A 12,949-nucleotide genomic window follows, 5' to 3' on the forward strand; every position below is an offset into this window, starting at 1 on the left:
CTTCTCTTTTGTTGTCTTTCCTCCTCCCCCCCCCCCCCCCCCCCCTCCCCCCCCTCCCCCCCCCCCCCCCCCCCCCCCCCCCCCCCCCCCCCCCCCACGACTCTGCGGTTCAATCGGCTGATCGCTGCTCATGCGTGCACATTCCGGCAGAGATGGATGTCCGCTTAGACCGATATGATGCACTTTGTGATCATGTTCGGGCGGCTGCGGCGTCATCGTCCCCCCTACGGAGGCCGGTGGGATGCGGCCCAGCTGTCACCGCTGGTCCTTACCGTCCTCATCGCCGGCCTGGCGTTCTCCACACCGAGGGACTTCGCCTTCAGCCGCCTTCTGCCCGCGGCCCCCGCCCTTGCCGCCGCGATGTGGCCCGTGCTTCCCACGATCCTGTTGGGGACGTTCTGCCTGCTGGTCATGATCGTCCTCAGCAATTTCTACGCCGATCTGGGGACGGAGTACACGGCGGCTGCGATCATCGCGGTCACCTTGGCGGCCGCATACGCAAGCCATGCCCGACTCCAGCGGGAGGAGATACTCCTCCAGGTCCGACTCATCGCCGACGCGGCGCAAAAGGTGCTGCTGCGCCCCCTGCCGCGCCGCATCGAGGACGTCGAGATCGAGTCGCTGTATCTGTCGGCGCAAGAGCAGGCCCGCATCGGCGGCGACTTCTATGAGGCAGCCGGCACACCGTACGGGGTCCGGCTGCTCATCGGCGACGTTCGGGGCAAGGGTCTGTCCGCGGTGGGGGCGGCCTCGGCGGTGATCAGCTGCTTCAGGGAGGCCGCCTACGACGAGCCCGACCTGAGGGGCATCATCCATCGACTGGAGACCAGTATCGCCCGCCACAGCGCTGCGTTTCCCGGCCAGGATCTGCCGGAGCGCTTTGCCACCGCTCTCATTGCCGAGATCCCGCGTGGCGGCGGCCACATCAAAATTCTCAACTGCGGGCACCCTCCGCCGCTGCTTGCGCATCGCGGGGGGATCCGCGTCCTGGAGCCCACCACCCCCTCGCCGCCTCTCAACCTCGCAGCGCTCATTGGTGACCACTACTGCGTCGACACCGTCGCCTTCGCCCCGGGCGATCAGCTGCTGCTCTACACCGACGGCGTATCGGAGACCCGGGACCGTAGCGGCGAGTTCTTCCCGCTGCCGGACTGGATGCGACGGCAGGGCCCGGAGCCGCCCCGCGACCTGCTCGACCGGCTTCACCGTGACCTGCTGCACTACAGCGGCGGAAGGCTCGGCGACGACATCGCGGCCCTCGCGGTGAGGTGCCCGAACACCCAGGGCCAGGAGCACCCGGCGTAGGTGGCTGGATGCCGTGGTGGGGATTCACCGCCGGTTCACCCTGGCCAACTGCCGTCACTCAACCCGACCTGCGGTGATTCGCCGCATACCTCGGCGAGACAGACCACAACAGTCAGTCGTTCGCACTGGTGATCAGGAGGTTGGCAGGTCACGACAGGGCATCCGGGGTTGCGCATGGGCCCCCGGCGATACTCTCCACGCCTCCACTCCGGCGTGAGGGATTCAGGCGGACGGCGGCCGATGGCTGGCGACATGTGTAGGTGGGAAGGGTTGCGTTGCGCTGTTTGGGCTGGTTCTCCCTGCTCACGGCCCGACGGGCCCAGGAAGTCACCTGCCGTCGGACAGCTCCCGTTCTTACTGGCCTTACGCGTTCCCATGGCGCGGCGTCCGCCTACCGCAGGTGGCGGTCGCGGTGTGTCTCGCAGAGCCGGCAGGCTGCTGCCGGTCGAGACGGTCCGCAAGACCGGCTCGGACGGAGCGGTATCGGCGGCGCTCGCGCCGTGGCGGCGTCCTCGGGCGGTGCACGATCAGGGCAAGATCCTTCTGGATGCGGAACCCGAGGGCGGCCCGGACGGATGGTCGCGCGCTCGGTGGACGGCATGACGATCGGCAGCCCGGTCGAGGATGTCATGGGCAGAGGCCTGTGCCGCCGGGCCGGGACGCACCGATGTCCCCGCCGGGCCGGGACGCACCGATGTCGGGTCACGCCACCTGTGTCGCTATCATCCGGTAAAGGCGAAATGTTGTCTTTTGTCTTCATGGTGCAGCTTTCCTCCCGGGGTGGTTGATGTCCCGCAAGCGCCCACCGGACGACGGCGACGAGCTGCTGGCCAGACTCAGGTCGCTGACCGCTCAGGCGCGTGAACGCGCGGAGTTCCAGCGTTCACAGGTCGAGCTGGCCATCGAGCTGCAGCGCGGCATGCTCCCCGGAGACATGCCGACCGCCCCCGGGTTCGACGTGGCCGTCAAGTACGCGCCGGCCTGCCACGGCCTCAATGTGGGCGGAGACTGGTACGACGCCTTCAAGCTGCCCGACGAACGTATCGGGCTCTCCATCGGCGATGTCCAGGGTCACAACATCGAGGCGGCCGCGTTCATGGGTCAGGTCCGGGTCGGCCTGCGTGCGCTCGCCTCCGTCACGAGCGAGCCGGGCGAAGTCCTCGCCCGGACGAACGACCTCCTCCTGTCCATTGGCACCGATCTCTTCGCCACCTGCACATTCATGCGGCTCGACCCGTCCAGCGGAGTGCTGGAGAGCGCACGGGCCGGACACATCCCCTGCGTCTGGGCGACGGCGGACGGGAAATCCGGCATCTCCGAGGACGAAGGGGGGCCACCGCTCGGCATCCAGGTGGGCATGGAGTACCCGGTGACCCGGTACCGGCTCACCACGGGCGGGGTGTTCGTCCTGCTCACCGACGGAGTGGTGGAGGGACCCTCGATGAGTGTCGACGAGGGGCTCGACCAGGTGGTACGGCTCGCGGGCATCGCCGCCGTGGCGGGTATGCCGGCGGGCTCGCTCGCCGCCGCGGTGATCAAGGGTGCCGGGCGCGTGGGACACGAGGACGACGCGGCCGTACTGGTGGTCGGCCACGAGGCGCGCAACCTTCAGCCGTAGGGCGGCACGCCACGTCTCCCGCCTCGCCGACAGGGCGGCGGAGGTGTCTGATGGCTGCTGTGGCGGGTACACATGAGCTGCGCCAACCGCTGGTCGTCGCTCTCCAGACGCTGGCAGTCGCCGCCTGCTACTACGCGGCAGGGCGCCTGGGACTCCTGCGGCAGCTCGTTGTCGAGGGCGCGGTGTTCACGCCCATTTGGCCTCCCACCGGCGTGGCGGTGGCCAGCCTGTTGATCTTCGGGATCCGCTCCTGGCTCGGAATCGCATTCGGTGCGCTCCTCGTCGTCCTGTCCCTCTCCTCGTTCGATCTCTCTGCGATCGGCATCGCTGCGGGCAATACCGCCGCCCCGATCTGCGCGTACCTCATGCTGCGCAAGGTGGGCTTCCGGATCGACCTCAGCCGTCTGCGCGATGGTCTCGCACTGGTGTTCCTGGGAGCCCTGGCCAGCATGCTGATCAGCGCGAATGTGGGCGTCGCCCTCCTGATCCTCACGGACAAGCTCGCCCCGGACGGCTTCTGGCCCGTCTGGCTGGGATGGTGGGTGGGGGACGCGATGGGTGTCCTGATCGTCACCCCGGTCCTTCTCATGCTGTACAGGGCACGGTGGCCGCTGCGTCTGACGCGATGGAAGGAGGCCGTGGCGCTGGCTCTCGCGGCCTGTGTCCTTGTGCCGCTGGCCACGCACAGTTCGATCAGCCTGCTGTTCCTCGTCTATCCGCTGCTGATCTGGGCAGCTTTGCGTTTCCCGCGTACGGGCAGCGTGCTGTGCGCCCTCTTCGCCTCAGTCATGGCCACCGTCGCGGCCACGGACGGAGTCGGTCCGTTCGCACGGCTGAGTGACACTGAGGTGATGATCAAGCTCCAGGCCTTCAACGGAACCATGGCCCTGACCGCTCTGCTCCTGTCCGCTGTGATCACGGAGCAGCGCAACACAAGGCGCTCCGTGGAATTGGCCTGCCAAGAACTGGTGGAAGTCCTGGAACACCTCGGGAATCCGTCGGCCACGCCGCCGCCCTTGGCCGACGGCGGCCGACGACGACAGCGCAGAGCGCCGTGAGCCACTCCCGTCGTCCCAGAACAATCGCCGCTGCCGTCCCGCAGGCGGCGGCCAGGTGGTGCCGAGGGCGCCGCATCCAGTTGCGCCTCAAGTCATCGCCTCAGTACACGTCCGCGGCGTTCGCTGAGGAAAGATGAGAGCACAAACGAAGAAGAACCGATGTGGAGGTGCGGGCACATGCAGCACGAGCGAGCGGGCAGTCCAGCCGGTCCCGAGGACCTCGTCGACGTCGCCCGGTTGGTCACCGCGTACTACGCGCTGCACCCCGACCCGGCAGAGCCCGGCCAGCGTGTCGCCTTCGGCACGTCCGGACACCGCGGGTCGTCACTGGCGACCGCGTTCAATGAGGATCACATCGCCGCGACGAGTCAGGCCATCTGCGAGTACCGCGAGGGCCAGGGCATCGACGGTCCCCTCTTCCTGGGCGCCGACACCCATGCGCTGTCGGAGCCCGCGAAGGTCACTGCCCTGGAGGTATTCGCGGCCAACGAGGTGTCGGTGCTCCTCGACAGCGCGGACGGCTACACACCCACTCCGGCGGTCTCGCACGCCATCCTCACCCACAACCGCGGACGGTCCTCGGGCCTCGCGGACGGGGTCGTGATCACCCCCTCCCACAACCCGCCTGCCGACGGTGGCTTCAAGTACAACCCGCCGAACGGCGGCCCGGCGGGCTCAGAGGCGACATCCTGGATCCAGGACCGGGCCAACGACCTCATCGAGGGCGGCCTCAAGGGCGTACGGCGCATTCCCTACACCAGGGCACTGGCTGCCCCCGGGACCGGCCGCTACGACTTCCTCGGCACCTACGTGGCCGACCTGCCGCACGTGCTGGACCTCGACGCGATCCGCGCGGCCGACGTGCACATCGGCGCGGACCCCCTGGGCGGGGCCTCGGTCGCCTACTGGGGACGCATCGCCGAACAGCACGCGCTCGACCTGACCGTGGTCAACCCGCTCACCGACCCCACCTGGCGATTCATGACGCTGGACTGGGACGGCAAGATCCGAATGGACTGCTCGTCGCCCTACGCCATGGCCTCGCTCATCGAGCAGCGCGACCGCTTCCGGATCGCCACGGGCAACGACGCCGACGCCGACCGCCACGGGATCGTCACACCGGACGCCGGGCTCATGAACCCCAACCACTACCTCAGCGCCGCCATCTCCTACCTGTACTCCCACCGCGAGCAGTGGCCCGCGGGCACAGGGATCGGCAAGACGCTGGTGTCGTCCGGGATGATCGACCGGGTTGCCGCAGACTTGGGCCGTCAACTGGTCGAAGTGCCCGTGGGATTCAAATGGTTCGTGGACGGGCTGGTCAACGGCTCACTCGGTTTCGGCGGGGAGGAGTCGGCCGGCGCGTCCTTCCTACGCCGCGACGGCTCGGTGTGGACCACCGACAAGGACGGCATCATCCTGGCCCTGCTCGCCTCCGAGATCACGGCGGTGACCGGGATGACGCCGTCGGAGCACTACACCGCGCTGACCGCGCGTTTCGGCGCCCCCGCGTACGAGCGCATCGACGCCCCTGCTTCCCGCGAGGAGAAAGCCCTCCTCGCGAAGCTCTCGCCCGCACAGGTCAGCACGGACACCCTTGCCGGAGAAGCGGTCACTGCGGTGCTCACCCATGCGCCGGGCAACGGCGCGCCCATCGGCGGCATCAAGGTGACCACCTCCAACGCCTGGTTCGCGGCCCGTCCGTCGGGTACCGAGGACGTCTACAAGATCTACGCCGAGTCGTTCCTCGGAACCGAACACCTCCGCCAGGTACAGGAGGAGGCGAAAGTCGTGGTCTCGGCGGCATTGGGTGGCTGACACCGCCTGCGTGATCGGCGACGAGGCGCGTAGCGGTCGGTGTGCGGCGGCAGAGCTTTCCCGAGACGTGACTTCGGGTGTTGGAGGCCACCATCTGGACGGCACGGGCCGCCGGGCCCCGTTGGCAGGAGCAGTGGGACAAGCTCCGCCCGATCGCGATGCATAACCCCGAAACGTAGACGTGGCGCGCGCTCATCGGTGGCCTTGGCCTGGAGGGCCTGGAGGTGTTGCAGGCCCTTTTCGATGCCGCCCACACCTATGGCACCGAAGTACGCCTCGTGCCGGTGCACGTCCCGGCGTACTTCGGACGGCCTGTCCTTACGAGCAATCCTGAGGCGGCCGCCCTCTTTGAGGTCCAAGCCGACCATGGGCGAGCGCTCGGCCGACCGCCCCGGGCCTGACTCGTATCGCCGAGCCCGGGTACGGCCCGTCGATCGTCCGAGGGCCGCGGCAGCCAGGGTGATTGCCGCAGGTCCATGGGTCCGATTCTGGCGTTCCTCTCCCCGCTGCCCCATGTGGCCGAACGGCACGCGGTGCTGCGCCGACCGCCTCACTTTCCCAGGGGCTGTCGTCAAACGTGAGTCGGTAGGCTCCCGTGAAGCAGACCTTGAGCCAGATTGCGAGCCGCACAGTGATACGAGACCTTTACAACGTCCGATTGCGGCCCGCGGAGGGCACTGCCACACCGCTGACCGACGAGGAAGAGCAGCGCTTCCGGGCTGTGTTGTTCAGTGAACTGGGCAACAAAATCGCCGACCAAGGCTGGGTACGTTTCCCGGCGTACACGCCTGAAGAACGCCGTCGGCTGGTCGATGTCGCGCACCGCCTGACCGCCTACTGGGGGCAGCGGGTGTTCGTCGAAGCCGAAGACCAGTGCCGCCTCAGGCTCTGCCTCGCCGGATGCGAAGCGCCACCGAAGCCGTTGCCGACGCGTTCCTGAGTCTGCCCGTCCACTGATCTCAAATTCGTGGATCATGGTCCGGTGATACGTCGCCATGAACTGTCCGATGCCCAGTGGGAGTTCATCCGGCCGCTGCTGCTGCCGACGGCCCGGTCGACGGCAAACTCGTGCTGGTGCACGGCGTCCTCGGCGGGGTCGGTGCGCTCGCCGCACAGCTCGCCCGCTGGGCCGGGGCCACCGTGCTCGCCACCGTCCGCGGAGTTCGCTCTGTGCGCCCTGTTCACCGTGCTCACCCTCGACTCGTTCCGCTCCCGCAGCGAGATCCCCTCGGTCCTGCTCGCCGGCGCCAGTGTCACGATCGCGCTCGTGCTGACCGCGGGCCTCGCCATGTTCACCGCGCTGCTGCTGTTCGGCGGCCTACATCTCGCCCGGCACACGCTCACCGCGCGCCGCCCCGCCAAGGGGACCGCCGATGCCTAGCACCTCGTACCTCATAGCCGTCCTGGCGATCGTCTTCAGCATCACCCTCGCCCTGCGCGCCCTGCCGTTCGCGGCACTGCGCACACTGCGTGGCTCGGCGACGGTGCGGCAACTGTCGTTGTGGATGCCGGTCGGCATCCTCGCGATCCTCGCCGTGACGGCCTTGCACGGCACGATCACCGGCGACCCGCACGGGACGTGGTACGCGCTGCTCGCGGTCGCCGTCACCATCGGCGTCCACCTGGGCTGGGGCCGCCGCACGATCCTGAGCGTGGGCATCGGCACCGCCGTCTACGTCGTCCTGCTCAACACCCTGTGATCAGCCCGAGGAGAAGCGTCCGTTGAACACCGGCACCCCGGTCCCCGAAAGCTACTACGAGCGCATCGATGAGCACCGCTACAAGCCGACGCCCCACGCGGGTGGAGCCTGGGACCCCGACGAACAGCACTTCAGCCCGCTCGGCGGCCTCGTCGTCCACGCCATCGACCGCCATCTGGCCGCGCGGCCAAACACCGGCCTGCTCCTGGCCCGGATCAGCTACGACATCCTCGGGCGCCTCGACCTCGACGAGTGCGAGATCCAGGTGGACACCATCCGCCCGGGCCGCACCATCGAGCTGATCGAAGCCGTGGTGCTCATCGCCGACCGCACCGTGGTGCGGGCCCGTGCCTGGCTCCTCGCCACCCTCGACACCTCCGCCGCCGCCGGCGGCCCCGACGACCGGCTCACCCCGCCCGAGGCTCTCACCCCGTGGCCGATGGCCTCGGTGTGGCCCGGCGGGTATATCGCCTCGCTGGACGTCCGCCCACTTGCACCACCCCAGCCGGGCCGAACGACCGCCTGGGTCTCCACCCGCGTCGACCTGGTCGCCGACGAGCCCAGCAGCCCGCTCGCGTCCTACCTCGCCCTCGTCGACACCGCCAACGGCATCGCCGTCCAACAGCCGCCCACCGCCTGGATGTTCCCCAACGTCGACTTGACCGTCCACCTCCACCGCCGGCCCGAGGGCCGCTGGACCGGACTGGACACCACGGTCACGTTCGGCCCCACCGGCCAAGGTCTCACCAGCACCGTCCTGCACGACATCAACGGCCCGGTCGGACACGCACAGCAGATCCTCACCATCCGCCCCATGTCGAACCAGTGATCACAAGCGAAGTCTGCTCGCGCATGCGGGAGCCCCTGGCCAAGCCGGAACAAACGGGTGGGCCACGGGCTCTCCCTGATCTGTGCAGCGTGCAGCGGTTCGTGATCGCGTCCACATGCAGCGTCCCGGACCCGGACGATCCGCCGGATGCCGAGTTCAAGGCCCTGGTCCGGTTCGTAGAGACCGTTGCGCCCCGCGCTTACGCCGAAGTGTGAGGCGCGGCCCAGGCCGTGCGCGCCGGCGATCTGGACTGGACGCTGGTCCGCGTGGCTCCGACGGCACCTACGTGCGCAGCGCCCCGGCGATCAGCAACTGAAGGGCCTATCCACTGGCCAACCCTTCCAGGGGGTCACCACGACAGCCGGTCCACACAGTGGGTCCACCTGCCCGAGAAGTACGGCAACTGGCCGTGCGCGCTCACCAGCATGCGGCCGGGGCTCACAGGAGGGGATCCCGGCCGGCCACGCGATCGGCCGGTCCCGCGGCAGACTGACCACATGGATCCACGTCGCCGCTGACGGCAATTGCGGTCGCCGTGAGCGGTGCGTGGTGCATCACGCCCCCGGTGATGCTCCCTCGCCTACGCCCGTACGAAGTCCTGCGTTTGTTGGACCGGATAGACATGTGGCTCAGGTCACATCAAGGATGTGGAACTCGTGCGAGGTCATCGGCGAACCACTGTTGTCCACGCGAACGATTTCAAGGGAAGTACATGAACCGAAGAGGCAACCGGTGACGCTCTCGCCGGGCGTCGATGCCTGGCACGGCGCCCGGGATGACAACGAGTCTGCTTCCGACGCCTTGGTCGTAAAGGAGTCCTGGGAGACGCCGGATGTCTTCGCCGTACTGTTCGACCGCCACGCCGGCGACATCCACCGCTACGTGGCCAGACGGCTGGGTGTCGATGCGGCCGATGATCTGATGGCCGAGACGTTTGTGATCGCGTTCCAGCAGCGTCGTCGCTACGACCTCTCTCAGGCCCAAGCACGTCCATGGCTGTACGGCATCGCGACCAACCTCGTCGGACGCCACCGGCGAGCCGAGGCCCGTCGCTTGCGCGCGATGTCACGTGCGGCCTCCCTGGCATCCAGCGGGGAGAGCGAAGAGGACGAGCCCATGGAGGACCGAGTCGCCGAGAGAGTCAGCGCCGAACGCTCTTCGGGAATGCTGGCGGGCGCGCTCGCCAAGTTGCCCGCCCGTCACCGTGACGTGTTACTCCTCGTCGCCTGGGGTGACCTCGACTATGCGGAGACCGCAGAGTCCTTGGGCATTCCCATCGGCACCGTGCGCTCACGCCTGCACCGGGCGCGTGCCCAACTACGTAAAACAGTGGGCGCCCAGGATGCCCCCTCCGCGGCTGCACTCCATAAGGAGCACGATCATGGATGACCTCACTGAGCTGCGGGAATGGGAAGCCGACAACCTCCAGCTCACTCCACAGGCACGCGCTGCGGCTCGGGCCCGCCTTATCGGCGCCATCGACCATGAAACGCGCCAGGGCACGCGAGGCGGACTGCCCCGGCGCCTCGTTCTGCGCGGCGCCTTCGTCGGCGCTGCCGCCGCAGCCGTGGCAGGTATCGCCGTCGCGGTCACGAGAGACAGCAACGATGCGGGCACGCCGAACCTCACCATGCTCAGCGCAGCCCAGATCCTCCAGAAGGCTGCGGACGCTTCAAGAGCCGACCACAGCCGGCTGCCCATCCCGCGCGACGACCAGTACTTCTACACCAAGACCTACATCGCACGGACACCCCGGAATGGCGGCAGGACACGCACCTGGACGAACGAGAGTTGGATGTCGGTCGACGGTTCCAAGCCCTCTCGCCGGCAGGAGTACGGGAAAGTCCACCATGATCCGCCGCTCGGTAAGCATGAAGTGCAGTGGCCGCCCACCGTCTACGCCAAGCTCAAGAAGCTGCCCACAGACCCTGACGAGCTCCTCGAAGCGCTCCGCCTCGGGCAGAAGAGCACGCCGCAGACGGACCGAAACGCGTTCTTCGAAGCATGTCTGCTCATCCAGGGACCGCGGGTGATGCCGCCAGGGCTTCAGGCTGCTGCGTTCGAGGCGCTCGCCGATATCCCGCGGGTGCACGTCGACCAAGATGAGGTGGACGTCCTCGGCCGACACGGAATTGGTGTGTCCTACCCAGGCATCGACTTCACCTTCCTTTTCGACCGCAACACCTACGCATATCTGGGTATGCGGCTCAAAGGCAGCACCACCAAGCTGGTGAACGGTCAGTGGCAGGAGACCAACCCGTATTACGAAACGAGGAGCCTCCAGCAGATCGCCGTGGTCGACCGCATTGGCCAACGCCCCCGTACACAGTGAGGTCTTCTCGGCAACGTGATAGTTGCGGTGTGTGATGGGGTGCGGGTGCCCACTCGCGGCCTAGTTCTGCGGTGCCAGGGTGCGTAGGACGTCGAACTCGTTGCCCTCGGGGTCTGCCATGACCACCCAGTTTCGGTCTGAGCCCTGGCCCACATCCGTCTTGGTGGCGCCGAGGCCGAGCAATCTGGTCACCTCGTCCTCGGTGCTGCCGTCGATCGGGCTGACGTCGAGGTGAAGCCGGTTCTTCACGGTCTTGCCCTCGGGCACCTGGATGAACAGCAGGGTGGGCGGCATCTGGCGGGCCCGAACATCCTCGACGGTCGGCACCCAGGAGCCGATCTCGACCTTGCCCTCGCTCCGGTCGATCACCTTGAAGTCCAGGACCTCGCACCAGAAGGCCGCGAGCATCTCCGGATCGTGGCAGTCAACGGCCAACTCGGTGAACCTACTTGTCATGACTCTCCCAGATAGTGCGGACGGGGCTCAGAGTATTGGCCCGTGCCGCCCGTCCGACAGATCCGGGATCTTCCTCACTAGGGACATCAGGCGGGCTTGAGCCGGCATCAGATACGCGAGAAGCCCCTGGTAGGAACAGGTCTGCGAAGAACAGGTTCTGGGTACCGAGAGGCTTGACGCGTTGACCAGTATCAGCTGCACCGGCGTGCTCGATGTCAGCCGGGCCACTGCTGAGGCCCTCGCGAAGCTGCTGCTCGAACACCGCGAGCGTCTCGGGACCCGCAAGGGCACCCGCGCCCTGGGGCCGTTCACACAGAGCGTGTTGATCCTGCGCCGGTTCCTGGACGGTACCCGGCTGACTCAACTCGCCCGCGACAACCGGATCTCCGTCCCGACGGCCTACCGCTACCTCCACGAAGTGCTGACCGTGCTCGCCGACAACGCCCCGGACCTGTCCACCGCACGGGAGCGCGCGGCCGCGGCCGGCTTTACACACCTCAACCTCGACGGCACCGTCATCCGTACCGATCGCGTCGCCGCCCCCGGCCCGAACAAGGCCGACCTGTGGTGGTCGGGCAAGCGCAAGCACCACGGCGGCAACGTCCAGGTCATTTCCGCACCCGACGGCCGGCCGCTCTGGGTCTCGCCGGTCCGGCCCGGCCGCGAGCACGACACCACCTGCGCCCGTACCCACGGCCTGATCGCCGCCCTGAACCGGCTCGCCGACACCCTCGACATCCCCACCCTGACCGACCTCGGCTCCCAGAACGCCGGGGCCGGCCTCCGCCACCCGGTCAAAAAACCCAAGGGCGGCGAACTCACCGACGACGCCAAGGCGTTCAACTCCGTCATCCGAGGCGTCCACGGCGTGGCCGAACGCGTCAACGCCCTCCTCAAGGTGACCTTCAAGGCTCTGCGCAGGGTCAGCCTCGACCCCAAGGCGATCACCCGGATCACCCGCGCCGTCCTCGTCCTGCTCCAGATGGAACAGGGCCGCACCAGCTGAACGAAGATCACGAACCGTCACGAGACGTTACCGAGAAGGGCTCAGTGCGGGAGCGCGAGAAGACATGCCTGAGGGGCCAGCAACCGTGCTGGCCCCTCAGGTGTTTCAGTAGCGGGGACAGGATTTGAACCTGCGACCTCTGGGTTATGAGCCCAGCGAGCTACCGAGCTGCTCCACCCCGCGTCGTAGTACTCCACACTACGCCACGTTTCCCGCCCCCAAGACCAAGATCGCCCCGCGAGGCGAACGCGGGAGCAATTCGGTATCCGGCAAGAGTTCCATTGCCGCGCTATCCGATACATCTGCGGGCCGGGCAGCCCTGCTGCCCGGCCCGCAGTCAGAGAATCACGATGACGTAGACGACGAGAGTCACGATCAGACTGGGCAACGTCGCGACCGCCCCGTCCAGACGAAAGCGGGAATCTACCCAGGCGCCCGCCCCGAACGGCGTGCCGGGTCTGGCTCAGCTCCTGTGGTGCGGTCACCTCGTTCGATCGGGCCTCATGGCGTCGGCAAGTTGTCTGAAGGGATCGTCTGACATCTGATGCTGGGACCGCTGCGTCGGCCAGGTTGAGAATCCGTCATCCGACCACCGGGGAACCACGTGGAAGTGCAGATGGGGTACGGACTGCTCCGAGCCGGGGCCGTTGGCGCTGAGGATGTCGACACCTCCCGCCTGCAACTCGGTCCGCATCTTCCCGGCAAGGCTCTGGACCAGCGCCATCGTGGCGGCCAGGACCTCCGCCGGAGTGTCGAAGATGTCCGCGTAGTGGGAGGTCGGAATCACCAGCGTGTGCCCTGGCGCAGGCCTTCGGCTATGCGATCAC

The 12,949-nt window shown here is 67.7% G+C and carries 14 protein-coding genes, 1 tRNA gene and 1 pseudogene; 12 read left to right on the forward strand and 4 right to left on the reverse strand.

Features of this window, described 5'->3' with window-relative positions; translation table 11 throughout:
* Positions 1 to 186: 186 nt before the first annotated feature.
* The 6 genes and pseudogenes from ACZ4WS_RS27685 (at position 187) to ACZ4WS_RS27710 (ending at position 6,739) form a co-directional block, all read left to right on the forward strand.
* Entirely contained in the window at positions 187 to 1,305 is a 1,119-nt protein-coding gene (locus ACZ4WS_RS27685) for a PP2C family protein-serine/threonine phosphatase (RefSeq protein ID WP_467984438.1), read from the forward strand.
* Positions 1,306 to 1,680: 375 nt separating this feature from the next.
* Positions 1,681 to 1,854, forward strand: a pseudogene (locus tag ACZ4WS_RS27690) (IS1380 family transposase); the annotation flags it as partial.
* A 238-nt stretch (positions 1,855 to 2,092) separates the two neighbouring features.
* A complete protein-coding gene (locus tag ACZ4WS_RS27695) occupies positions 2,093 to 2,923 on the forward strand; it encodes a PP2C family protein-serine/threonine phosphatase (RefSeq protein ID WP_467984440.1) in 831 nt (276 codons plus the stop codon).
* Positions 2,924 to 2,973: 50 nt separating this feature from the next.
* Complete coding sequence (locus tag ACZ4WS_RS27700) at positions 2,974 to 3,981, forward strand: MASE1 domain-containing protein (RefSeq protein WP_467984442.1); 1,008 nt, start codon at positions 2,974 to 2,976, stop codon at positions 3,979 to 3,981.
* Positions 3,982 to 4,158: 177 nt separating this feature from the next.
* Positions 4,159 to 5,799 (forward strand): phosphoglucomutase (alpha-D-glucose-1,6-bisphosphate-dependent), encoded by a 1,641-nt coding sequence (gene pgm, locus ACZ4WS_RS27705; protein ID WP_467984444.1) that lies wholly within the window; start codon positions 4,159 to 4,161, stop codon positions 5,797 to 5,799.
* A gap of 595 nt (positions 5,800 to 6,394) precedes the next feature.
* Positions 6,395 to 6,739, forward strand: a complete 345-nt coding sequence (locus ACZ4WS_RS27710; RefSeq protein WP_467984446.1) for a hypothetical protein — start codon at positions 6,395 to 6,397, stop codon at positions 6,737 to 6,739.
* A 32-nt stretch (positions 6,740 to 6,771) separates the two neighbouring features.
* Here ACZ4WS_RS27710 and ACZ4WS_RS27715 read toward each other — a convergent pair whose 3' ends face one another.
* Entirely contained in the window at positions 6,772 to 6,993 is a 222-nt protein-coding gene (locus ACZ4WS_RS27715) for a hypothetical protein (protein WP_467984448.1), read from the reverse strand.
* On the opposite strand from ACZ4WS_RS27715, the gene ACZ4WS_RS27720 reads away from it, so the two are divergent.
* The 5 genes from ACZ4WS_RS27720 to ACZ4WS_RS27740 all read left to right on the forward strand — a co-directional run bounded on the left by ACZ4WS_RS27720 (position 6,986) and on the right by ACZ4WS_RS27740 (position 10,660).
* A complete protein-coding gene (locus tag ACZ4WS_RS27720) occupies positions 6,986 to 7,180 on the forward strand; it encodes a hypothetical protein (protein WP_467984450.1) in 195 nt (64 codons plus the stop codon). The genes ACZ4WS_RS27715 and ACZ4WS_RS27720 overlap by 8 nt on opposite strands.
* Positions 7,173 to 7,499, forward strand: a complete 327-nt coding sequence (locus tag ACZ4WS_RS27725) for a branched-chain amino acid transporter permease (protein WP_467984451.1) — start codon at positions 7,173 to 7,175, stop codon at positions 7,497 to 7,499. The genes ACZ4WS_RS27720 and ACZ4WS_RS27725 overlap by 8 nt, the downstream gene beginning before the upstream one ends.
* Positions 7,500 to 7,521: 22 nt before the next feature.
* Entirely contained in the window at positions 7,522 to 8,328 is an 807-nt protein-coding gene (locus tag ACZ4WS_RS27730) for a thioesterase family protein (RefSeq protein WP_467984453.1), read from the forward strand.
* 732 nt (positions 8,329 to 9,060) lie between these two features.
* The gene (locus ACZ4WS_RS27735; RefSeq protein WP_467984455.1) at positions 9,061 to 9,717 is read left to right on the forward strand and encodes an RNA polymerase sigma factor; all 657 of its coding nucleotides are present in this window, start codon (positions 9,061 to 9,063) and stop codon (positions 9,715 to 9,717) included.
* Positions 9,710 to 10,660 carry a CU044_5270 family protein gene (locus tag ACZ4WS_RS27740; RefSeq protein ID WP_467984457.1) on the forward strand — a complete coding sequence of 317 codons (951 nt, stop codon included), beginning with the start codon at positions 9,710 to 9,712 and terminating at the stop codon, positions 10,658 to 10,660. The genes ACZ4WS_RS27735 and ACZ4WS_RS27740 overlap by 8 nt, the downstream gene beginning before the upstream one ends.
* Positions 10,661 to 10,720: 60 nt before the next feature.
* Here ACZ4WS_RS27740 and ACZ4WS_RS27745 read toward each other — a convergent pair whose 3' ends face one another.
* Positions 10,721 to 11,116, reverse strand: a complete 396-nt coding sequence (locus ACZ4WS_RS27745; RefSeq protein WP_467984459.1) for a VOC family protein — start codon at positions 11,114 to 11,116, stop codon at positions 10,721 to 10,723.
* Positions 11,117 to 11,273: 157 nt separating this feature from the next.
* Here ACZ4WS_RS27745 and ACZ4WS_RS27750 point away from each other — a divergent pair, with 157 nt between their 5' ends.
* Positions 11,274 to 12,122 carry an HARBI1 family protein gene (locus ACZ4WS_RS27750; protein WP_467984522.1) on the forward strand — a complete coding sequence of 283 codons (849 nt, stop codon included), beginning with the start codon at positions 11,274 to 11,276 and terminating at the stop codon, positions 12,120 to 12,122.
* Positions 12,123 to 12,231: 109 nt separating this feature from the next.
* Here ACZ4WS_RS27750 and ACZ4WS_RS27755 read toward each other — a convergent pair.
* Both ACZ4WS_RS27755 and ACZ4WS_RS27760 read right to left on the reverse strand, forming a co-directional pair.
* Positions 12,232 to 12,305: transfer RNA gene (locus ACZ4WS_RS27755), tRNA-Met, on the reverse strand.
* Between the two features lie 298 nt (positions 12,306 to 12,603).
* Positions 12,604 to 12,909, reverse strand: a complete 306-nt coding sequence (locus ACZ4WS_RS27760; protein ID WP_467984461.1) for an HIT family protein — start codon at positions 12,907 to 12,909, stop codon at positions 12,604 to 12,606.
* Positions 12,910 to 12,949 lie beyond the last annotated feature (40 nt).

It is taken from the genome of Streptomyces sp. NPDC029292, assembly GCF_055569295.1.